The 22,527-nt window shown below is 49.3% G+C and carries 18 protein-coding genes; 13 read left to right on the forward strand and 5 right to left on the reverse strand.

Translation table 11 applies throughout. The features are described 5' to 3' along the window. The first annotated feature begins 219 nt into the window (after positions 1-219). A complete protein-coding gene (locus KDX31_08345) occupies positions 220-1,443 on the forward strand; it encodes a UbiH/UbiF/VisC/COQ6 family ubiquinone biosynthesis hydroxylase (protein UTW04992.1) in 1,224 nt (407 codons plus the stop codon). 104 nt (positions 1,444-1,547) lie between these two features. On the opposite strand, the gene KDX31_08350 is transcribed toward KDX31_08345, so the two are convergent. Beyond that, complete coding sequence (locus tag KDX31_08350; GenBank protein UTW04993.1) at positions 1,548-2,204, reverse strand: phasin family protein; 657 nt, start codon at positions 2,202-2,204, stop codon at positions 1,548-1,550. A 363-nt stretch (positions 2,205-2,567) separates the two neighbouring features. Here KDX31_08350 and KDX31_08355 point away from each other — a divergent pair, with 363 nt between their 5' ends. Beyond that, positions 2,568-5,474: an insulinase family protein gene (locus KDX31_08355; protein ID UTW04994.1), complete on the forward strand. Its 2,907-nt coding sequence runs from the start codon at positions 2,568-2,570 to the stop codon at positions 5,472-5,474. 70 nt (positions 5,475-5,544) lie between these two features. Then, on the forward strand, positions 5,545-6,429 hold the full coding sequence (locus tag KDX31_08360) for a DMT family transporter (GenBank protein UTW04995.1): 885 nt from the start codon (positions 5,545-5,547) through the stop codon (positions 6,427-6,429). A 3-nt stretch (positions 6,430-6,432) separates the two neighbouring features. On the opposite strand, the gene KDX31_08365 is transcribed toward KDX31_08360, so the two are convergent. Next, on the reverse strand, positions 6,433-7,380 hold the full coding sequence (locus KDX31_08365) for a 5'-nucleotidase (protein UTW04996.1): 948 nt from the start codon (positions 7,378-7,380) through the stop codon (positions 6,433-6,435). Between the two features lie 153 nt (positions 7,381-7,533). Here KDX31_08365 and mtgA point away from each other — a divergent pair, with 153 nt between their 5' ends. The 5 genes from mtgA (at position 7,534) to KDX31_08390 (ending at position 11,337) form a co-directional block, all read left to right on the forward strand. Then, the gene (gene mtgA / locus KDX31_08370; GenBank protein ID UTW04997.1) at positions 7,534-8,232 is read left to right on the forward strand and encodes a monofunctional biosynthetic peptidoglycan transglycosylase; all 699 of its coding nucleotides are present in this window, start codon (positions 7,534-7,536) and stop codon (positions 8,230-8,232) included. 141 nt (positions 8,233-8,373) lie between these two features. Continuing rightward, positions 8,374-8,604 (forward strand): DUF350 domain-containing protein, encoded by a 231-nt coding sequence (locus tag KDX31_08375; protein ID UTW04998.1) that lies wholly within the window; start codon positions 8,374-8,376, stop codon positions 8,602-8,604. A 6-nt stretch (positions 8,605-8,610) separates the two neighbouring features. Then, entirely contained in the window at positions 8,611-9,423 is an 813-nt protein-coding gene (locus KDX31_08380; protein ID UTW04999.1) for a transglutaminase domain-containing protein, read from the forward strand. A 434-nt stretch (positions 9,424-9,857) separates the two neighbouring features. Further along, positions 9,858-10,196, forward strand: coding sequence for a hypothetical protein (locus KDX31_08385; protein UTW05000.1), 339 nt, complete (start codon positions 9,858-9,860; stop codon positions 10,194-10,196). 253 nt (positions 10,197-10,449) lie between these two features. Next, complete coding sequence (locus KDX31_08390; protein UTW05001.1) at positions 10,450-11,337, forward strand: helix-turn-helix domain-containing protein; 888 nt, start codon at positions 10,450-10,452, stop codon at positions 11,335-11,337. 449 nt (positions 11,338-11,786) lie between these two features. On the opposite strand, the gene metH is transcribed toward KDX31_08390, so the two are convergent. The 3 genes from metH to KDX31_08405 form a co-directional block, all read right to left on the reverse strand. Continuing rightward, complete coding sequence (gene metH, locus KDX31_08395) at positions 11,787-15,503, reverse strand: methionine synthase (GenBank protein UTW05002.1); 3,717 nt, start codon at positions 15,501-15,503, stop codon at positions 11,787-11,789. Positions 15,504-15,846: 343 nt separating this feature from the next. After that, positions 15,847-16,674, reverse strand: a complete 828-nt coding sequence (locus KDX31_08400; GenBank protein UTW05003.1) for an FTR1 family protein — start codon at positions 16,672-16,674, stop codon at positions 15,847-15,849. Positions 16,675-16,693: 19 nt separating this feature from the next. Beyond that, positions 16,694-17,014 (reverse strand): cupredoxin domain-containing protein, encoded by a 321-nt coding sequence (locus tag KDX31_08405; protein ID UTW05004.1) that lies wholly within the window; start codon positions 17,012-17,014, stop codon positions 16,694-16,696. 505 nt (positions 17,015-17,519) lie between these two features. Between KDX31_08405 and KDX31_08410 the strand changes: the two genes are divergently transcribed. From KDX31_08410 to KDX31_08430, 5 genes are all read left to right on the forward strand, one after another. Beyond that, complete coding sequence (locus KDX31_08410; GenBank protein ID UTW05005.1) at positions 17,520-17,954, forward strand: aspartate 1-decarboxylase; 435 nt, start codon at positions 17,520-17,522, stop codon at positions 17,952-17,954. A 335-nt stretch (positions 17,955-18,289) separates the two neighbouring features. Continuing rightward, positions 18,290-20,179, forward strand: coding sequence for a propionyl-CoA synthetase (locus KDX31_08415; GenBank protein ID UTW05006.1), 1,890 nt, complete (start codon positions 18,290-18,292; stop codon positions 20,177-20,179). 211 nt (positions 20,180-20,390) lie between these two features. Continuing rightward, complete coding sequence (locus tag KDX31_08420; GenBank protein ID UTW05007.1) at positions 20,391-20,879, forward strand: hypothetical protein; 489 nt, start codon at positions 20,391-20,393, stop codon at positions 20,877-20,879. 260 nt (positions 20,880-21,139) lie between these two features. Next, positions 21,140-21,877, forward strand: a complete 738-nt coding sequence (locus tag KDX31_08425; protein UTW05008.1) for a HupE/UreJ family protein — start codon at positions 21,140-21,142, stop codon at positions 21,875-21,877. A gap of 10 nt (positions 21,878-21,887) precedes the next feature. Continuing rightward, positions 21,888-22,484 carry a hypothetical protein gene (locus tag KDX31_08430; GenBank protein UTW05009.1) on the forward strand — a complete coding sequence of 199 codons (597 nt, stop codon included), beginning with the start codon at positions 21,888-21,890 and terminating at the stop codon, positions 22,482-22,484. The last annotated feature ends 43 nt before the right edge of the window (positions 22,485-22,527 follow it).

The raw sequence follows: 22,527 nt of genomic DNA on the forward strand, positions 1-22,527 counted from the left end.
GTTGCGGATTTTAAATTCAGCAACCGAAAACTGAAAAAGCGCCACTGGGCGCTTTTTTTGTAACGGCTTTCATTCATGTTGAGGCTGAGCTCTGCTGTCGTTCGGTGGCCACGATAAAGAATGTTCTGTAAAACCGCTTTAGAAGCCGCAGGCTGAAAGGTACAATTCAGAGCTATTTTGTGAACCGGTGATGTACTGTATATCGCTTTCGGAGAAATAATGAAAAACAGGTATGATCTGTTAATTGTCGGCGGTGGTATGGTGGGTGCAACTATCGCCGCAGCGCTGGGTGATACTGACCTCAGAATTGCAGTGGTAGAGCAGCAATACCCGCCATCATTTCAGGCTGAGTCGGAACACGATTTGCGGGTCTCAGCGTTGAGTATTGCGTCGGAACAGATTTTCAGAACCCTCGGTGTCTGGGATGGAATTATCTCCCGCAGAGCCTGTCCTTACCGACGGATGAAGGTATGGGAAAGTGATGAAAATCGTGCCGCGACAGAGTTTGTCAGTGATGATATTGGCGCTGATCACCTTGGTTATATTGTCGAAAACAGAATAATCCAACTGGCATTGCTAGAGCGCCTGAGTCTGTTTGACAATATCGATCTGATCTGTCCCGCTGAAACTGTTGATATTGATTACTCTCCGGGCAGTAGTTTGCTGCGGCTGGCGGATGGCCGTGAGCTGATTGGCAAGCTGATGATTGCCGCCGATGGTGGTGGTTCCCGAGTCAGAATGGCCGCCGGAATCGGCGTACATAGCTGGGACTACGATCAGCATGCACTGGTCGCTTCAGTCATAACAGAGCTGCCGCAGCAGGACATTACCTGGCAACAGTTTACGCCTGATGGTCCTCATGCCTTTCTGCCGCTTACGGGTCACCGGGGATCGCTGGTATGGTATAACCGCCCCTCACAGGTCAGGCGGCTGCTTAGTCTGGACAACTCGACGTTTATTGATGAGCTGACCAGGGTCTTTCCCGAGCGCTTGGGGCGCATCGAGACGGTAATTGAGCGAGGCGCCTTTCCGCTACGCCGTCAGCATGCCCAGCAGTACGTAAAAGAGGGGGTTGCCCTGGCGGGTGATGCTGCTCACATGATAAATCCGCTGGCGGGTCAGGGAGTCAATATCGGCCTGCTGGATGCGGCGACTCTGGCAGAGGTTATTCTCAGAGGCTACCGCGAAGGGGTCGAGATCAGTGATCTGTCGTTGTTACAGCAATATGAACAGCAGAGACGTAATCATAATCTGATGATGATGCAGCTGATGGATGGTTTCTACCGGGTTTTCTCAAATGACTTTTTGCCATTAAGGCTATTGCGTAATTTCGGGTTAGGTGCCGCTGAAAGAATCACGCCAGCGAAACACAAAGTGATGCGGTTTGCGATGGGACTGGAAGGCACATTACCGGCGCTTGCCAGGGGCGAACGACTGACATAGCCCGTTTAACGCTGAGAGTTGTTCAGTACCGCTGAATTGACTTAAACGACTAGAAATAAAAACGGAACCCTAGGGTTCCGTTTTTTTAATCTATGGGTTAAAGCTTATTTTGCTTCATCAGCCTTTGCTGCTGCGGGGGCTGGCGCAGCGGCTTTAGGTGCTGCGGCTTTCTTAGGCGCAGCTGCCTTCTTAGTGGCTGCTTTTGGCGCTGCCGCTTTGGCTGGAGCCGGCTTGGCAGCCGCTTTAGGTGCAGCCGCTTTAGCAGGGGCTGGTTTAGGCTCAGCTTTAGGTGCTGCCGCTTTAGCAGGAGCAGGCTTCGCCGGGGCTGGTTTAGCAGCAGCTTTTGGTGCGGCAGCTGGCTTTGGTTTTGTCTCGGCTTTCGCTGCAGGCGCTGCCGAGGTCATGAACTTGCTCAGGTCTTCGAAGTAGTTCATATCTTTCAGACCAAGACCCGAAAAGCTTTTTTCAATAATTGCGGTCAGCTCAGTTTTCGCATCGTTCAGAGCGGCCATCTCTTCTTCTGCAACATTGCTCAGCTTTGCTTCAAGAGTCTTAACATACTCTACCTGAAGGTCGATCGCTTCTTTCGGATCTTTGATAGAAGACAGGGCCTGCATCTGCGCCATAGTAGCGTTAACAAAGTCAGACACATAACCAGACTGCAGTTCGATCAGTTTCTCTGCAGCTTTTTTGTTGATTTCAGCCATATCAACAACTGGCTTCATATTTTCCTGAACGTCTTTCATCATTTCTTCGTACATGTTTTTTCACCTGTGATCGCAAGAGTTTCAATCTTTGTGCGTTGCAGCAATTTTACTCACTATATTCGGCGCAAACAATAATGTCAATTATGTTGTTGCACTGCAGCAAGGCGTTATTTTACTAAGAACACAACGGTTTGGCAGAAGTTCCCGAGCCTATTAATCTAAAGACCATGTATGAAATAAACATGACATCAGATAAAAAAAACGTCTCCGGGAGATTCCTCTGGATTACTTTAGCTCAGTTATCCGATGGCGTGTCACTAATCCGTGATTTCTTTGATCTGAACGGGTCAAAAGAGGTTGATTTAGTTACAATGACCGTAATATCTACAATTGAGATCACAGACATTGGATAACGCTATGACCTGTCAGCCGGCTTTTCAACTTAAGCGCACCGAAACAATCGAATCACTGGGAATCGATGTTCAGGAATATGTGCATACCATTACCGGTGCGCTTCATTACCATATTGCTGCCGATAACCAGGAAAATGTATTTCTGGTTGCGTTTCGTACTGTGCCGGAAGATAACTGCGGTGTTGCTCATATACTCGAGCATACTGCGCTGTGTGGCAGTTCCCGATATCCGGTTCGGGATCCATTCTTCATGATGAGCCGGCGTTCCCTGAACACTTTTATGAATGCATTCACCAGCAGTGACTGGACCGCGTACCCGTTTGCCAGCCAGAACCGCAAAGATTATTTTAATCTGCTGGATGTCTATCTTGATGCGGCGTTTTTCTCGCGTCTGGACCCGCTGGACTTTGCTCAGGAGGGTCATCGGGTTGAGTTCAGTGAGTCTGGTAATGCGGACAGCTCCCTGGTGTATAAAGGCGTGGTTTACAACGAGATGAAAGGGGCCATGAGTTCCCCGGTATCATATCTGTGGCAGACCCTGACCCGCTACCTGTTTCCATCCACGACCTATCACTACAACTCCGGTGGTGATCCCGAAGCGATCCCCGACCTCAGTTATGAGCAGTTGCTGCATTTTTATAAGACCCACTATCATCCATCCAATGCAGTGTTTATGACCTTTGGTGATATTCCGGTTGAAGAATTACAGCAGCGCTTTGAAACACAGGCACTCTCCAGCTTTGAAAAGCTCAGTGAAGAGATCACCGTCGATGATGAAAAACGGTACTTTTCTCCGGTCAGAATAGAGGAGGCCTATGCTCTGGATGATGAGGATATAAGCGGTAAGACGCATCATGTGCTGGCCTGGTTGTTGGGTCCCAGTATCGATCTTGAACAGCAGCTTAAAGCTCACCTGTTGTCCCGGGTTCTGCTCGACAATAGTTCATCTCCGTTACGTTATGCGCTTGAATCGACTGATCTGGGTATGTCGCCTTCACCACTCTGCGGCCTGGAAGACTCGAATCGCGAGATGGGCTTTATGTGCGGTATCGAAGGCAGTGAACCTGAGAAAGCGGCGGAGTTTGAGCAACTGGTGCTGGATACACTGACAGCGGTTGCTGAGAATGGCGTGCCTCAGGAGCACCTTGAAGCCGCATTGCATCAGCTTGAACTGAGCCAGCGGGAGATCAGCGGTGACGGATATCCTTACGGGATGAGCCTGATTCTGGCATCACTGTCGTCAGCGATTCATCGTGGCGATCCGATTGCCTTGCTTAACCTTGATCCGGTGCTGGCAAAGTTGCATGAAGAGATTACCCACCCGGACTTTATTCCGTCAATGGTACGCGAACTGCTGGCTAATCCACATCGGGTAAGGTTGACGTTAAGGCCTGATTCACAACTGGCTAAAAAACGTGATGCGGCTGAAACAGCAAAACTGGAAAAGATTCGCCAATCCCTTGATGAAGAACAGAAGCAGACCATTATCGAACAGGCGAAGGCGCTGGAGGCACGGCAAAATCAGATCGACGATGAATCACTACTGCCAAAAGTGACTATCGCCGATGTACCTGGAAAGATGCATATTCCGCACGGAACCGAAGAGTCTCTGCAAGGGTTTACCTATAACTTTTACCCTCAGGGTACCAACGGACTGGTCTACGAACAGGTCATTATCGATCTGCCCGCCCTCAGTGAAGCAGAGCTGCAACTGATTCCCCTGTACAGTAACTGTCTGACAGAGCTTGGCTGTGACGGTAAAAGCTATCAGGATACTCAGGCATGGCAGTCGCAGGTCTGCGGCAGTATCAGTGCCTACTCGTCGGTGCGTGGCAGCATTGAGGATGAACAGAAGGTCAGTGGTTATATGACACTCTCTGCCAAGGCCCTGCTGAGCAAACAGGCAGACATGACCGAGCTGGTTTATAAAACCCTGACCAGTGTTCGTTTTGATGAGCTGAGCCGGATACGTGAGCTGGTTTCCCAGCAACGTACCCGTAAAGAGCAGAGCGTTACAGGGCAGGGGCACAGTCTTGCCATCATGGCGGCGGTCAGTCAGTTGTCACCCGGCGGACTGTTGTCCCATAACCTGCGGGGACTGCAGAGTATTCGTGCGGTAAAAGCACTGGATGAAAGTATCCGTGACGAGAATAACCTGAAACAACTGGCCGAATCCCTGCAAGCGCTCCATCAAAAGCTGTTAAATGCTCCCCGGCGCTTCCTGATTGTCACGGAGGCTGAACATCAGCAGCAGGTCGCTGAAACCCTGGCGGCACAATGGCAGATGGCAGAAACGGATGGTGACTTTACGCCGTTTGAGCTACCTGCAACCCGTAACAGTGTAACGCAGGCCTGGACAACCAGTACGCAGGTGAATTTCTGTGCTAAAGCTTATCCGACAGTGCCGGTTGAGCATGCAGATGCAGCGCCACTGACCGTGCTGGGTGATTTTTTGCGTAACGGCTTCCTGCACCGAACTGTACGGGAAAAGGGCGGGGCTTACGGCGGTGGCGCAGGTCAGGATTCCGCTGATGCAGTGTTCCGTTTCTTCTCATATCGCGACCCCCGGTTGAGCGAAACCCTGGCTGACTTTGATGCCTCGCTGAGCTGGTTGCAGGAGAGTGAGCTGGAAGCGCAAAAGCTGGAAGAAGCGATTCTGGGAGTCGTTAGCAGTATCGATAAGCCCGGGTCACCCGCAGGTGAAGCCAAGCAGGCATATCACAGCGCACTGTTTGGTCGCACGCCTGAGCAGCGGGAAAACTTCCGTCAGCGTATTCTCAAGGTTACGCTGGATGATCTGAAGCGGGTAGCGGCCACCTATCTGACACCGGAACGGGCAAGTGTTGCTGTGGTGACCAGCCCGACAGCGGCTGCCAAACTGGGTGAGCAGTTCGACATTATTGCCCTCTAATTTCACCATCCAATATCACTTTTGGAGCCTGTCAGGCCTCTCTGTTTGATACAGAGGGGCTTTGTTATTTATGAAAACCAATAATTTTCTTATCGGTGCGGCACTGATACTGGTATCTGAAATGTTTCTGGTGCTATCTGGTATGGTGATCCGGCAGGTCTCTGCCGAGTTGCCTACTGAGATGATCGTGTTCTTTCGTAACCTGTTGGGGCTGTTGCTATTTCTGCCCTGGTTACTGCGCAAGGGCACTGCTGTGCTGCACACAACCAAGTTACGTTTTCATCTGATGCGCGCCGCTGTCGGTGTGACAGCGATGACTTGTCTGTTCTACACCTGGGGCCACCTGCCGCTGGCTCAGGCTGCATTGTTGAAACAGACCGCACCTTTCTTCATGCCCCTGATCGCCTTTTGGTGGTTAAAGGAGCGCATAAACCTGCAGGTCAAGCTTGCCATTCTGGTTGGTTTTATCGGTGTCGCCTTCATTATCAATCCCCGCGAAACCGCGGTAAATGTCGGTATTCTGATCGCACTGTTTGGCGCCTGCCTCGGGGCGCTTGCAAAGGTAACCGTGCGACGAATGCGTGACACCGAGTCTCCGCAGCTGATTGTGTTCTATTTTGCATTTTTCGCTGCACTGCTGTCTGCCATACCGGCCTGGTTAAGTGGCGCCGGGCTGAACCTGATACAGTTCGGCTGGCTGATTTTGCTGGCGGCCACCTCGACTATTGCACAGCTACTGCTGAGTAAAGCCTATGGTATGGCGCAGGCCGGTCAGCTGGCGCCCTACACCTACGGTTCGGTGGCAATGGCTGCTGTTCTCGGATGGCTTGTATGGGGTGAAGTGCTCGGACTGAATACGCTGCTGGGTATCCTGCTGGTCAGTTGTGCCGGTATCGTTGCGATGATCGGTAAGCGGGAAGTACCGGTTAAGCCGGTGACCGATCCTGCGCTTTAGCGGTTAATCTTCCTCTGCTTCATTCCGTGAGGCGTGAGGCAGTGTCTGGATCAGCGAATCACTTCGATAGGGAACCTGACTGCTGGGCACCTGTTTGGAGGCGGATAGCAGATGTGCAGGCTGATCATCAAAAAAGATATGTGGGCGTAGCGCACTCAGCACCGGCTCTTTACTCATCCCCCCAAGGAAGAATGCCTGATCGACATTGACTCCCCACTGTCGCAAAGTCTTAATCACCCGTAAGTGTGCCGGGCCATTTCGGGCAGTCACTATGGACAGCCTCAAAGGGGAACGATCCGCCCCCAGTTTACTGTTGAGTCTGGACAGCACTCTGACCAGCTTGGCAAAGGGGCCATCAGGCAATAGCACATCCTCATTGTCTGATTCATTTTGCTGAAACCGCTCCAGCCCTTCGGTTTTATAGATATATTCCGACTCATCAGAAAACAGCACAGCATCTGCATCAAAGGCGATCCGGATGGTGTCATGATCCGGCTGAAAACGCTCGGGCGGATCGTAGATCAGCGCCGCAGCACAATCATGGGTATCAATCGCAACCTGAGCATCATCAGAGTGGCGGGTCAACAACAGATCGACACTGTACGCCTGTAGAAAAGGGGCCAGTGATTCACCTCCGGTAAAGGCAGAGCGAGTAATATCAAGACCGTAGTGCTGAATCGACTTGAGCACTCTTAAGCCAGTATCCGGGCTGTTTTTCGACATCACCACCACTTCGACGAGACGTTCATCGGAGAGAGTATTCAGACTAAGCAGGGCTTCTACCAAATGAAAAGCGGTACCTTTATCCAGAATTTTGTTTTCCTGCTCAAACTGGTATCGGCGATAAGCTGCAACATCCTGTTGCTGGTAGATACGGTTCTCATGCTCCAGGTTAAACAACGCCCGGCTGGAAATACCCACTACCAGAACCTCATCAAAGGCAAATGTCATTATGCTGTCCGCTTATTATGATTAATTCATCCATTCTGCTAGTTAAGCATACAACTGACTGTGAATCATCTGCGAGCACTGTTCAAAAAACACACAGCTTTAGGTATGATCACCGTTCTTTCAATCTATTTATAATTCTGCGGTAACCCTACATTGACAGTTTCCCGTTCATTAATTCGCAAGTGGCCAATCCGGGTGCTGCTGGCACTACTCTTGTTTCCTGTACTGTTAGTACTGGCGATACGTTTTATCGACCCTGCAGTATGGATGTGGCAGATACAGCGGAGTCTTAATCCGCCGCAGGGTTACCCGGAAAATAGCCAGCAGATATGGGTACCCCTGGAGCAGATCTCTCCGGCTATGCAACTGGCGGTTATCGCCTCTGAAGATCAGAAGTTTCCGTTACACTGGGGGCTGGATCTGGAATCGATATCGGATGCGCTCAGTGACAATGAGAACGGTGGCCGGGTCAGAGGCGCAAGCACACTCACTCAGCAGACCGCTAAAAACCTGTTTCTCTGGCCGGCAAAGAGCTACCTTCGCAAAGGGCTTGAAGCCGGGCTGACGGTGTTGATGGAGACTTTGTGGAATAAGCCGCGCATTCTTGAGGTTTACCTTAATATTGTTGAGTTTGGCCCTGGAATCTATGGGGTAGAGGCCGCCAGTCAGGCCTATTTCCATAAATCTGCGCATCATCTTTCGGCCACCGAAGCGGCCCGCTTAGCCGCCGTATTGCCCAACCCCTATCGGATGAGTGCCGCACGCCCCAGTCATTATGTCTGGCAACGCACCCACTGGATCACCAATCAGATGCGCATGCTGGGCCCCAGTCACTGGAATCCCGTGCTTTAAATAAACGGTTTTCCCAGTGTGACACCGGGCAGATGAAAGCCGCTTGATCAGTGGCGGCTACTGATAGAAAATAACACTGTACAACAACCGATTATCAGGAAGTTTTTCCTTCCTGCCACCCTCAACCTAAGGATCTACCCTATGGAAATGGATTTCTTCAGTGCCTCACTGATCAATCTTCTATTGAATCTCAGTTACACCATTATCGCTCTGATGGTGGGGGTGTACGCTCTGTTATGGATCGATAAGCGATTACTTAAAAATATCGATATTGAGGAGGAGATGAAGAAGGGCAATCTCGCGGTTTCAATTTTTGCCTCTACGGTACTTATTTTTGTCGCTATCATTGTCGCCTCAGGTCTGAAAGGGTAGCCGGAAATGCTGCAACGGCTGGGGCAGGGCGCGCTGTTTATTCTCATTGTTATACTGGCTTCGGTGCTTAAGAATCATGAAAATTCTCAGGAACTAGCGATTAGTGAGGCGATCCAACACCTGCCTGTGCCGTCTGATCCTGATGCCTCACCGGGGCTCTTGCGCAGTGGAACGCTGCAGTTAATAGCCCCGGGTATCACCCTGACTCAGACGGATATCGATAAAATTCTCAATAAACGCCGGGAAAAACAGAGCGTCTATATTTTCGGTCAGGGCGATACGGGAGGATCTATCATGATCGCTCCGGGTGTCGACCGGCACTATCATCTGGTGAATAGCTATTTCGATGGTTATCTGCCGTTCCAGGTAGCGAACCCGGTACTGGCACTCTACACGGTTGCCCGGCGCAAAAGGTATCAGTATGACCATATAACCTATCCCGGACGTTCTGAAGTGTGGCAAAGCAGTCAGCAGGCGTTTTACTCAGCTGTAGGGGATTGTGAGGATCACGCTATCCTGCTGGCCGACTGGCTTATCGGACTGGGCTACGATGCCCGGGTTGCTGTGGGCGACTATGATGGTGCAGGGCATGCCTGGGTAGTGCTGTTTGCAGAGGGGCAGGAGTACCTGCTTGAGGCAACCCGAAAGCGCGGAGTCAATCGCCTTAAAGCCTTTCCTCTGGCCAGCTTGCAGCCAAAATACCATCCCACCTATATGTTTAATAATACCGCTTTCTGGCAAAACCGGGGCTCCCGGTTTACCACAGATTACGCATCAGTTGACTGGGTTAAGGAAAGCGATTATTCAGCTGATAGATAGAGACCGGAATGGGCAAGAAACCTGCCCTAATTCAAACTGAATATCAGATACTGAAGGCATCACCTATCACCTATCACCTATCACCTATCACCTATCACCTATCACCTATCAATAGACCGACTTTTCATTCCGATTCGAAGAGAGAACAACTTGTTTGAACGGCCATTTCTCTCAGGGGCAAATCCATCAGGAGTTTGGCGCGGATATAGCCCTTATAAATGGGAAATATATCAGAAGCTGTCTGATATATTTGGTGTTTTTTAACTGCACGTCTTATGAAACAACCCAAGACATTCCTGTCATGGGATTGTGGTGCGCCGATGATCAAAAATCATTGCTTTAGCGATCAATACCTACTTTTTACCGAGTTCTATAGTAAAACTGCATAGAAAGGAATGAGAGGGGGATGGATAACAATTAAAGAGGTGGTGAAAATGTTCAATCAAAATCACGTACCAAAATTGGCCGAAGAGAACCAAAGGTTTAGCGGAACGGGTGGAGTAAGCGAAGGTAATAGACATTCTCATTTCATGCCCGCATTTAAGGATGAAAACACCGGCCAGATAGAAATATCTCGTTTCCAAAATGGCCAAATTGCGCCTTGCCATATTCTGGATGGATTACCTGACAACTGGATTCTACAACGAGACCCGGAAGGGCGAGTCGTTAAGATTAAAAATACAGTAATTTCTGGTTTTGTTCAGTTGGGTCGTTTCTTTACCAGACAAGAAGCTGCCGACTTTGTAACTCAATCACTCACTGAACACGCTTAATATTTTTAACTCATGGTGAATACTTGATGAGTCCGGGTAGCTATTCGGTAGCCAATCAAAGGTCGTTGCCGCTGAGTTTATAAAAGCTTAGGAAGCATTATCCTGAATGAAAGTCATTTGAAATAGATCTCCTGAAAGCCAATACTAAAAAGGAATAAGCGTCATATAGAGAAGACAGTGGGGCTTTGAAATGCACAGCTGTTACAGTACACATTTGGTACCCTATCGGGAGCGCAACCGTTACTGGAAAAATGTGATTGATACTGCGTACTTTCCTCTGGAGTTAGATTTCCGTAATCCAGAGCAGCTTCATGGGAATCTCAGCCAGTGGAAGCTGGCTCAGTTGGGCATTTCAAGGCTGGAGAGTTCTGCTACGAACTTTAAGCGAGTGGACCGTCAGATTGATGAATCGGAACCCTATTTTCTTATTACGATGCCAACTCAGGAACAAGTACAGTTTTCCCAGTCAAATCATTCAGTGGTATGTAACCCTGGTGCGTTTATTCTAGAACGCAGTGATCTACCTTACGAGTTTAGCTATCGTAAAGATAATGCCCTGTGGGTCATTCGTGTACCGTTATCTCAATTGCGTACCCGTATTCGTGAGCCTGAGCGTTATTTGTATATGGAGTTCAACAAGCAGAAAGGAATGGGGGCCGTTTTTTTTCAATTTATGCAGAGCATAGTACAGCAGGCTTCCGATACAGACGAGGCTAGCCATAGTGTGTTAAGCAATCAGTTGATCGATCTACTCGCTCATAGCCTGGAAAACGATGATCGAGTGTTGATGAGCAGGGAGTCGGGCTTACGCCGAGTTCACTTACTGAATATTGAGAATTTTGTCCGTGGAAATATTCAGCGCTCGGAACTATCTCCAGAGATGATAGCGTGTGCCTGCCAGATATCTTGTCGTTATTTGCATAAGCTCTTTAAGGATTCCGGACAGACTGTTGGCCAATGGATCAAGGAGCTGCGTCTGCAATCGGCACTGAATGATATTCAATCGGATAGGGGGCATACCACTTTGGCAGAAATCGCATACCGCTGGGGGTTTAATGATCAGGCACATTTTTGCCGCTTATTTAAAGCGCGTTTCGGTCGTACTCCCAGAGAAATGAGACAAGTGAAGTCACCCTTCTAAGTAAGAAATGTAGTCAATAATGTTAGCTCTCACGGACTCCCGAGTGTCCATCAAAAAGAACTAAACCGTCCGCTTTGCCTCAGTAAAAGCCAGGCCAGACGCAACTGCCGATGTCAGTTGCTGGCACAAAACGGATACCGTTTACTAGATATTCGCCTTGTATGAGTACAGACATTTACACCGTATAAGTATGCTAAACCCAGACAATTGGCAGGGGCTCTTCTACCTTCCTTGTACACGGAAGGTAATTGGCTTTGAGCAACTGATCAATTTTTCAAAAATCATGCATCAGAAAAACTGACAGCCGTCAGAGATGACCTTAATCAGAAAGAGCTAATAAAACTGAAGCCCAACAAGTAGCTGAAGGGCTTCAATTTTAATACGCCTTGTTATAGGCAATTATCCGTATCAGGCTTGCCCTGAAGGCGGTTTTTCTTCAGCTCCTGAGGTCAGCTGTCATCCGGCTCGTAACCCAGATTAGGCGATAACCAGCGTTCTGCTTCGGTTTTCTCCATACCGGTTCGTTTAGCATAGGATTCGAGTTGATCTTCACCGATCTTGGCAACACCGAAATACTGTGATTGCGGATGACTGAAATACCAACCGCTGACAGAGGAGGTCGGCAACATCGCATAGCTATCGGTCAGTTGCATACCGATGCGGTTCTCAACATCCAGCAGCGACCATAATAGCCCCTTCTCAGTATGTTCAGGGCAGGCAGGGTAGCCTGGTGCAGGCCGGATACCCTGATATTTCTCCCTGATCAGGGCCTCATTATCAAGTGCCTCATCGGCAGCATAGCCCCAGAACTCACGACGGGTACGGGCGTGCATATACTCAGCCAGCGCTTCGGCTAAACGGTCTGCAAGCGCTTTAACCATGATACTGTGGTAATCATCATGATCGGCTTCATAGGCATCGATCATCGCCTGATCACCAATCCCGGCGGTAACCGCGAAGGCGCCGAAGTAATCCGCTTTGCCGCTGTCTTTAGGCGCAATAAAATCGGAGAGGCACATATTGGCCTTACCATCGACTTTTTCAACCTGCTGACGCAGGTGGTGGAGGTCCATCAACACCTCTGAACGACTGTCATCGGTATACAGCTCAATATCGTCATCATTAACGCTGTTGGCCGGGAACAAACCGATCACCGCCCGTGCTTCCAGCTTTTTATTATCGATGATGTCATTCAGCATCTGCTTTGCATCATTGAACAGACGGGTTGCCTCTTCGCCGATAATCTCGTCAGTGAGAATGCGCGGATAGCGTCCCGCCAGCTCCCATGAGTGGAAGAACGGCGTCCAGTCGATGTAGTCGCGCAGCTCATTCAGATCGATATTTTCAAAGGTCTGAATACCCGGTTGTGCGGGTACCGGCGGGGTGTAACTGTCCCAGTCAATCTTGAACTTATTTGCCCGGGCGTGAATCAGTGAAACACGGCGCGCCTGACTCTGACGTTCGGCATAACGCTGACGTACTGTTTCATAATCATCTTGTATCTCTTTAACGTACGCCGCTTTTCTCTCTTTAGACAGCAGAGTACTGGCAACGTTGACCGCCCTTGATGCGTTGGTCACATGCACCACCTGATCGCGATTATATGCCTGATCAATTTTTACCGCGGTATGCGCTTTAGAGGTGGTTGCACCCCCAATCATCAGCGGGATATCAAAGCCCTGCCGCTCCATCTCTTTGGCCACATGAACCATCTCATCAAGGGACGGGGTGATCAGACCGGAGAGACCGATGATATCAACATTCTCTTCACGGGCGGTGCGTAGAATTTTCTCTGCCGGTACCATTACGCCCAGATCGATAATTTCGTAGTTATTACACTGCAGCACCACGCCAACAATGTTTTTACCGATATCGTGAACATCGCCTTTAACCGTGGCCATCAGAATCTTTCCGGCAGTTTCGCTGGCAGCGCCGGCTTTTTCCTCTTCGATAAAGGGCATCAGATAGGCGACTGCTTTCTTCATTACCCGGGCAGATTTGACCACCTGAGGCAGGAACATCTTACCGGCGCCGAACAGATCACCCACCACGCCCATACCATCCATCAGTGGGCCTTCGATGACCTGAATAGGGCGGTCATACAAATGACGGCACTCTTCAACGTCTTCATCAATATACTCGGCGATTCCTTTTACCAGGGAGTGAGACAGACGCTCCTGTACCGGCAGACTACGCCACTCCTGGGTTTTCTCCTCTACCTGGGCACCGTCACCGCGATATTTTTCGGCGATCGCCAGCAGGTTTTCCGTAGCCTCATCGGAGGTGTTCATAATCACCGCCTCAACCGCAACCCGCAGCTCTTCCGGCAGGTCATCGTAGATCGCCAGTTGGCCGGCATTAACGATGCCCATATCCATCCCTTGCTGAATGGCGTGGTAGAGGAAGACACAGTGGATCGCTTCCCGCACCGGGTTATTTCCACGGAAAGAGAATGATACGTTAGATACGCCGCCGGAAATCATCGCGTAGGGCAGATTCTTTTTGATCCAGCCGGTAGCGCGGATAAAGTCCAGAGCGTAGTTGTTATGCTCATCAATACCGGTGGCCACGGCGAAGATATTCGGGTCGAAGATAATATCTTCCGGTGGGAAACCGACCTTCTCAGTGAGCACTTTATAGGAACGTTCGCAGATCTGGATTTTGCGCTCTTCAGTATCCGCCTGACCGTCTTCATCAAACGCCATTACCACAACGGCGGCGCCATAACGACGTAGCAGGTTGGCCTGATAAATGAATTTCTCTTCACCCTCTTTGAGACTGATAGAGTTCACGATCCCTTTACCCTGAATACATTTCAGGCCCGCTTCGATGACTTCCCATTTAGAGGAGTCGATCATAATGGGGACTCGTGAAATATCGGGCTCTGAGGCGATGAGTGTCAGGAAGCGGACCATCGCGGCTTCCGCATCCAGCATCCCCTCATCCATATTGATATCGATGATCTGAGCACCGTTTTCAACCTGCTGACGGGCAACGTCCAGTGCGGTTTCGTAGTCTCCCTCTTTAATCAGGCGCTTGAACATTGCTGAACCGGTTACGTTGGTCCGTTCGCCGACGTTAACAAACAGCGTATCCTTATTAATATTCTGCGGTTCCAGACCTGACAGACGACACTCAACAGGAATCTCCGGAATCTGGCGGGGAGGGTGCTCATTGGCGGCATTGCCCATCGCTGTTACGTGAGCCGGTGTCGTGCCACAGCAACCACCGATAATATTTAGGAATCCCGCCTGCGACCATTCACGAATCTCGGCGGCCATCTGCTCGGGCGTCTCGTCATAGCCACCAAAGGCGTTCGGCAGGCCGGCATTCGGGTGGGCTGAAACATAGGTATCAGCAATACGGGAAAGTTCTTCTACATACTGACGCAGTTCCTGGGGTCCCAGCGCACAGTTCAGACCGATGGATATCGGTTTGATATGACGCACGGAGTTCCAGAAGGCTTCCGTGGTCTGGCCTGACAGGGTACGTCCGGAGGCATCGGTGATGGTACCGGAGATCATCACCGGCAGGCGCAGATCGTTATCCTGAAAATACTGGTCGACTGCAAAGATTGCCGCTTTGGCATTCAGGGTATCGAAGATGGTTTCGATCAGAATGATATCAGCCCCACCTTTTATCAGGCCGTCAATGGAGCCGGTGTAAGCTTCAACTAACTGATCAAAACTGACATTGCGGAATCCGGGATCGTTGACGTCCGGTGAGATAGAACAGGTACGGTTAGTCGGACCGAGAACACCGGCAACATAACGGGGTCTGTCCGGGGTTTCCGCGGTAACTTCATCGGCCACCTTACGGGCCAGTTGCGCAGCAACCAGGTTGATCTCATAGCTGATCGATTCCATCTCGTAATCAGCCATAGCGATAGTCGTCGCGTTAAACGTATTGGTTTCGAGTATGTCGGCACCGGCATCCAGATAGGCGCGGTGGATAGAGCTGATCACATCGGGCTGTGTCAGCACCAGAAGGTCATTATTACCCTGCAGATCGACATTCCAGTCGGCAAACCGCTCACCGCGAAAATCAGCTTCCTTCAGTTTACGATCCTGAATCATCGTACCCATACCACCATCGAGAACCAGTATGCGTTCTGACAGGGCTTGTTTAAGTTGAGCTGTTTTATCTACAGAAGTATGTGCCGACACGTGTAAACCTACCAATAACCTATTGTAAAGGCGGCTATTTTAACTAATTTATCGGCTTTGTGGGTGAGTTACTCTCACTTGATGATGAATTATATTTGTTTTGTTGTGTGCGGCTCCGCTCATTCCCGGTTGTTTACGTTTAATACCGGTCCGGAAGCTGTTGTAGGTCGCAGCTGCAAGGGAATAAAGGACTGACGGTCAGGGGGGAGACATCAGCATTTAATACCCGCCGATAGTACATAAAAAGAAAACCCGCACGTCGTTATCTTTGCGACTGAGCGGGTTATAGTATGATTTGCTTTTAGTTCTGAGGCTAAGAATTCTCAGGTCAGAGGGGGAGAGGTTAACCTTCTGAGGCCTGTAACCTGAGATTCGAGCGACGACTCACCCAACGCATACCGATCAGAATGGTGCATAGTGTGACCACGTAAAAAGTCAGGTGAATAATGGTTGGCCGTTCCTGATAACCGATCAGAATATGCAATAGCTGACCAAATATCGATTTCTGCGAGAGTATGTTGCCGCTATCCCAGAGCGGTGCCTGATAGGGCAAAATATCTGCCTGAATCAGATACCCGGCGGCAGATGCAGCCAGCCCTGACGCCAGCAACAGAATCATCCAGCCGGTAAACTGGAACAGCCGGCCGGTAGGTATACGGAGTAATCCGCTATAGATCAGGCGTCCCACCAGAATGCCGGTGATAACCCCGATAATACTTCCTGTGATCATGGAGGTGGAAGAGCTGCCGCTGGCTGTTACGCTGTACATGAACAGGACAACCTCAGAACCCTCACGCAATACCGCCATGCCGGAAGCGACTGCAAGGAAATAGAGAGGCAATGAACCATCAGTGATTCTGGCACTGACGTTTTTCATGTGAGCAACCAGTTCCCGGGCGTGATGTGACATCCAGATGTTGTGCCAGGCGAGCATCAGTACGGCGACCAGCAGAATAGTGGCATTCATCAGCTCCTGACCAGTACCTTCAAAAGCACTGGTGATTGAGCTGGCAAATAGCGCTACTACACAGGCGCCTGCCAGTCCCGCCAAAAGGCCTGCGCCAATCCATAAGGTACGCCGGGGAAGACCGCAGGTTGCAGCCAGCAGAATGCTGACAATCAACGCTGCTTCGAGCACTTCACGAAATACAATAATGGCGGAACTCAACATAGGGTTACCTCAGCAGAAATTACTTGACGATCAAAACGCCTTTAGCGGTATCTTCATGAAATTCACCCACAAACTCGTAACGACCGGGCTCAAAGGGTCCAACCATAATGGATGCCTTACTGTTACCCGGAATAACTTTTTCCAGCGTAAAATCTTCACCTTCAAATTCTTCAGGTGTGGCGTCCTCGTTTGACACCAGCAGTTTAACCCGCTGATTAGCCGGTATGGTAATTTCAGCAGGGGAGAACATGTGATCTTTAATCGAAATATCAAAACTGGTTTCTGTCGCCATTGCGGTGGTGGATGTGACAAACAGAGCGGCGATAAGCAATTTCTTCATATAAGAGAACCTCAGCGATTGGTTAGTCCTTAATAGTAATGATTATCATATAGATTCGTAAAAACAAGTGCAATATACCTATGAGAGAAATATCAATCGGCTGAAAAATGAGTATCTACGGGTTAACCGGTTGTTTTATAAGAATTCAGCTATTGGGTAGTATTCCTTAAGCCTGTTATAAAGCATATCTGTTCACGTTACCGTCAGATAAAGCACTTAAAATTTTAAAATATACTGGTACAATTGCCGCCACCCATAGGTAAGCAAAAGCATAACCTTGGTTTCGTTTACGCTTACCTTATTCTGAACAATATATTCAGATATAACGTTTCAGACCTATAACAGGTCTGACAACAGTTCCACAGCTGCGGCTGTGAAGAGGCTGCAGCTTTGCGGCCTGGTGCCAGTAATCTCTATATGACAGTTACTGGCGGGGATATGCTGATTTATTTCAGCAAGGTGATAGTCCGGTTGATCCGGCTAGTTGAGACTCAGGTCATTAAATATGCTGCAAACATTCTTAAAAGCAAAACTGCACCGGGTTACGGTCACCCATGCCGAGCTTCACTATGAAGGCTCCTGCGCCATTGATGGTGTATTACTCGAACGCTCAGGCATTAAAGAGTATGAGCAGATACATATCTACAACATCAATAATGGTGAGCGTTTTACGACCTACGCAATCCGTGGTGAGGACAACAGCGGGATCATTTCGGTGAATGGCGCGGCGGCGCACCTGGCCTCTAAGGGTGATCTGCTGATCATCTGTTCTTATGTACAGCTGAATGAGCAGGAAGCGGATAACTTTCAGCCAACTCTCTGTTACTTCGAGAACGCCAGGAATGAAAATGATGCTCACCGGGTCAGCGATGAAGAGTTGCATCAGCGTAATGTTATGACCGGTATTAAGAACAGTATTGCAGTTCAGGAAAGTGACTGACCTGTATCGCGCTGTCAGGAATGCTTAAAGCTGCCAAATGGCAGCTTTTTTTATGCTTTTCAGAACCTGTTTATGAAAATATAAACACAAGGATTGTCGACAATTGATCTGTGTCATTTTTTTATGATAGCAAAAAAGGTCGAAAACAAGCCTCTTATCCAGTGAATATCCGTATATCGTTGACAATTTAGCCTTTTGTAGTAGTTTATTCTTTTCACATCTCAGTTAGAGTGTGTCACATGAGGCTACACCTGCAGATAACAATGATAGGCCTATAAAAGCAGGTGCTGCCGGTCTGAAACATATAATAACGGTTACAGCGAAGGGCCAGTGCTATGTCATATAAAGAAGAATACAGAAGATCAATAGAAACTCCGGAGGTTTTCTGGGCGGAAAAGGCTGAAGCGATCAAGTGGTTTAAGGCCCCTGAGACGATTCTGAGTAAAGATGAGAATGGTATTGATCGCTGGTTTGCCGATGGTGAACTTAATACCGCGTATCTGGCACTGGATTACCATGTTGAGAGCGGTCGCGGGGATCAGGATGCACTGATCTACGATTCTCCTGTTACCGATACCAAGCAGCGCTACACCTATTCTGAGCTGCGTGATGCCGTGGCCAAATTTGCCGGTGTTCTCAAAGCTCAAGGGGTGGAGAAGGGGGACCGGGTTGTAATCTATATGCCGATGATCGCCGAAGCGGTTATTGCGATGCTGGGTGTAGCCCGACTGGGCGCGATTCACTCGGTTGTTTTCGGTGGTTTCGCACCACATGAACTGGCGGTTCGAATCGACGATGCAGAGCCCAAAGTTGTGGTTACTTCATCCTGCGGTATTGAGATTGCCAAAGTGATTGAATATAAGCCGCTGCTGGATGAAGCGATTGAGAAGTCTGCACATAAGCCTTCAAGTTGTATCGTTTTCCAGCGCCCGCAGGTTAACGCATCCATGATTGAAGGTCGTGATATCGACTGGGCTGAAGCGGTTGCCTCTGCAGAACCGGCTGACTGCACCCCGGTTAAAGCCACCGATCCGCTCTATATTCTCTACACCTCCGGCACCACCGGAAAGCCTAAAGGTGTGGTGCGGGATAACGGTGGTCACGCGGTCGCGCTGAAATACAGTATGAAAGCGATATACAACATGGAGCCGGGTGAAGTGTTCTGGGCGGCCTCCGATGTTGGCTGGGTCGTGGGTCACTCCTACATCGTTTACGGCCCGCTGCTGGCGGGTTGCACCACTATCGTTTACGAAGGCAAGCCGATCAAAACACCGGATGCCGGAGCCTTCTGGCGTGTTTGCGCAGAGTATGGTGCCAAATCATTGTTTGCTGCGCCAACCGCGTTCCGGGCAATCAAGAAGGAAGATCCTGACTCCGAACTTCTGAAGCAGTATGATCTGAGCAAGCTGGAAACAGTCTTTATGGCAGGTGAGCGGCTTGATCCACCGACTTACCACTGGACTAAAGAAACACTGGGTAAGCCGGTTATCGATCACTGGTGGCAAACCGAAACAGGCTGGGCTATCTGCGGCAACCTCACCGGTGTTGAGATGCTTGAACCTAAGCCCGGTTCTTCTACTGTGCCTGTCACCGGCTTTAACGTGCAGGTGCTCGATCACGAGGGTAATGAGCTACCCAATGGCGAGCAGGGCAATATCGCAATTAAGCTGCCGCTGCCTCCAAGCTGTCTGCCAACCGTATGGGGCGATTTCGAGCGCTTCCGCACCGGTTATCTGTCAGAGTTTCCGGGCTATTATTGCTCGGGTGATGGCGGTTATAAAGATGATGATGGCTATGTGTTCATCATGGGCCGCACCGACGATGTGATTAACGTAGCAGGTCACCGCCTCTCTACCGGTGAAATGGAAGAGATCGTTGCTGACCATCCTGCCGTTGCCGAATGTGCGGTTATCGGTGTCAATGACCCGCTGAAAGGGCAGCAGCCGATCGGTTTGGTGTTGCTTAAGAATGGTGTTGAGATTGATGACGCACAGATCGAATCCGAGTTGGTTGCGATGGTGCGTAAAGAGATCGGTGCCGTGGCCTGCTTCCGCCGCGCTATCGTGGTTCAGCGCTTGCCTAAAACCCGCTCCGGTAAGATTCTGCGTAAATTGCTGCGTCAGATAGCCGATGGTCAGGATTACACTGTGCCTTCGACTATCGATGATCCGGCATCTTTACCAGAGATTCAGGAGATTATGGGGCGTAATGGCTTAGTGAGTTAAAAAGAAAACCCGCTAAGCTTATAGCAGTTTTACTACCTTCAGGCAGCCTCAGGGCTGCCTTTTTTGTTGTTTGGCCGCACATAAGCAAACTCTACACCATCCGCTGTTTAAGGATAGTGAGCAAAGTGATATCCGAATAAAATTAAGCTGGCAGCAAGCTTGGCTATGCACAATAATCGAATATCAGTCGTCTCTCTGCAAAAGGTTTCCTATGCCACACATCAGCGCTTTATCTCTGCTTGCATTCGCTATCTCTATCTCAGGTTCTGCTGGGGCCAATGAAGCAAAAGCCTTCGATCAGAAAAACCTTCATGGCAGCTGGAACTGTAAACATACCATGGAAAATACAGCGTCAATGATGAAGGTAGACTATGACATAAATTATTCAGCGGATGGCAAAGCCAGTGCTAATGGAACCGTATGGCTCAGGATGCAAAACTTTCCTGAAATGGAGTACAGCCTTTCAAATCGCTCAACCTGGGAGATCAAAGCGAACTCTCTTATCGTGTCGTCGGCTGAGTTTACACTGGTGAACCGGAGTCATCCGGAGTTGGATCAAATCCTTAATTTAGAAAGTTTATTCCCACAAAACGTTCGCGAGTCGTCAACCATTCTTGAGTTAACTCAATCCAAGCTTGTCGCCCGGTCTGACACATATGGCGGGGTGTATTCCTGCTCAAAACGCGTATCTGAGATCTGATGTGAAGGTCCTTGATAGACAAGAGCCTATTATCTCTCACTGTAGCATCTGGCCTGTTTGATCGTTTTGCCAATATCTCAGATTAAGAGCATACAGAGGCCCGAAAGTAGTACCCATCTGAGCCGTTTCTACGAAAACAGTAGCACCAAAGTTCTGCCGTAGTTTTATCGGGTCAGTGGTAGAGTGTTATACAAGTGGATGTCGATTTTTTCTCCAACGTCCCTGAACGTTTGTAGTGCTATATAACTGAGACAGACCCTATGTATTGTAAATCACCGTATATGAGAACGACTCTGGCCTATACAACTATGCAGAACCTGATCGGCCTGGTGCTGATATTATTTTTATCCGCCGGATTTATATCATCCTGCTATGCACACGGCGTTTCCGACGGTGATGCTCTGTTTATTCAGCAGGCCAGTGGGCTACAGCTGTTTCCCTTTGCCTATCTGGGGGCGAAACATATGCTGACCGGATACGATCATCTGCTATTTCTGACCGGTGTGATTTTCTTTCTCTATAAAATGAAAGAGGTCTGCATCTATGTGACATTGTTTGCCATCAGCCATAGTGCCACGCTTTTATACGGTGTGCTGAGTGAGGTGCAGGTTAATGCTTATATCATCGACGCCATTATCGGCTTCTCTGTTGTTTATAAAGCGTTAGATAATCTGGGTGCCTTCAGGCGCTGGTTTGGCTTTCAGCTTAATAATAAGGTGGCGGTGACGGTTTTTGGTCTTTTTCACGGTTTCGGTCTTGCCACCAAACTGCAGGACTTTGCTTTACCAGAGGAAGGATTGGTGGCTAATATTTTAGCCTTCAATGTTGGCGTCGAACTGGGGCAGCTAGTGGCCCTCACAGCGATTCTTATTCTAATGAATGTCTGGCGGAAAACAGATGATTTTGCCCGACAGGCTTATTCTGCCAATATCCTGCTGATGTCTGCTGGATTTGTTCTGATTGGTTATCAGTTAACGGGCTACTTTACACTTTCCTGAGGTATCTGAGATGCGCGACATAGCTGACCTGAATCACGACCAAATGCCATCGGCAATGAGCCTAATTAAAGCGACGATTACGGCTGTTGCAGGGGCAATTGTGATCCTTGTGCTAATCGTTTTGCCCGCAGAATATGGCATTGACCCAACCGGACTGGGTAATCAAATGGGGCTGACTAGGATGAGTGCTGAGCCTGCTAAGGCCACCATTGATACTCAGCCCTCTGTTGCAGTAAACACTTCACTCAGCACCTATGTTCCACCGGTCTGGATAGGCAGTTCTCCCTATCGTTCTGATCAGATGTCCTTGATTTTACAACCCGGAAAAGGCGCTGAAATTAAAGCCAGAATGACGCCGGGTGAAAACTTTGTTTTTAACTGGAAAACGGAAGGAGGGGATGTTTACTTCGATATGCACGGGGAGCAGATAGATGCTGGTGATGAATTTACCAGCTATTGGCTGGAACGCAGCAGGTCCAGTGCCAGTGGCTCCTTTGAGGCTCCGTTTGAAGGCACGCATGGCTGGTATTGGAAAAACAATGGTACTGAACCGGTCACTGTCTTTTTGGAAATAAGCGGGTTTTATGCAGACCTCTACAAACCCTGAGTCGCAAGCACACAGAGTCTAGCGTCCTCACCGGTCGTATTTC

This window comes from Amphritea atlantica (genome assembly GCA_024397875.1).
Classification (GTDB): Bacteria; Pseudomonadota; Gammaproteobacteria; order Pseudomonadales; family Balneatricaceae; genus Amphritea; species Amphritea atlantica_B.

Bases quoted from the DNA above. Each gene is read 5' to 3' on its own strand.
- KDX31_08345 (UTW04992.1), top strand. From the start codon at position 220: ATGAAAAACAGGTATGATCTGTTAATTGTCGGCGGTGGTATGGTGGGT.
- KDX31_08350 (UTW04993.1), bottom strand. From the start codon at position 2,204: ATGTACGAAGAAATGATGAAAGACGTTCAGGAAAATATGAAGCCAGTT.
- KDX31_08355 (UTW04994.1), top strand. From the start codon at position 2,568: ATGACCTGTCAGCCGGCTTTTCAACTTAAGCGCACCGAAACAATCGAA.
- KDX31_08360 (UTW04995.1), top strand. From the start codon at position 5,545: ATGAAAACCAATAATTTTCTTATCGGTGCGGCACTGATACTGGTATCT.
- KDX31_08365 (UTW04996.1), bottom strand. From the start codon at position 7,380: ATGACATTTGCCTTTGATGAGGTTCTGGTAGTGGGTATTTCCAGCCGG.
- KDX31_08375 (UTW04998.1), top strand. From the start codon at position 8,374: ATGGAAATGGATTTCTTCAGTGCCTCACTGATCAATCTTCTATTGAAT.
- KDX31_08380 (UTW04999.1), top strand. From the start codon at position 8,611: ATGCTGCAACGGCTGGGGCAGGGCGCGCTGTTTATTCTCATTGTTATA.
- KDX31_08385 (UTW05000.1), top strand. From the start codon at position 9,858: ATGTTCAATCAAAATCACGTACCAAAATTGGCCGAAGAGAACCAAAGG.
- KDX31_08400 (UTW05003.1), bottom strand. From the start codon at position 16,674: ATGTTGAGTTCCGCCATTATTGTATTTCGTGAAGTGCTCGAAGCAGCG.
- KDX31_08405 (UTW05004.1), bottom strand. From the start codon at position 17,014: ATGAAGAAATTGCTTATCGCCGCTCTGTTTGTCACATCCACCACCGCA.
- KDX31_08410 (UTW05005.1), top strand. From the start codon at position 17,520: ATGCTGCAAACATTCTTAAAAGCAAAACTGCACCGGGTTACGGTCACC.
- KDX31_08415 (UTW05006.1), top strand. From the start codon at position 18,290: ATGTCATATAAAGAAGAATACAGAAGATCAATAGAAACTCCGGAGGTT.
- KDX31_08420 (UTW05007.1), top strand. From the start codon at position 20,391: ATGCCACACATCAGCGCTTTATCTCTGCTTGCATTCGCTATCTCTATC.
- KDX31_08425 (UTW05008.1), top strand. From the start codon at position 21,140: ATGTATTGTAAATCACCGTATATGAGAACGACTCTGGCCTATACAACT.
- KDX31_08430 (UTW05009.1), top strand. From the start codon at position 21,888: ATGCGCGACATAGCTGACCTGAATCACGACCAAATGCCATCGGCAATG.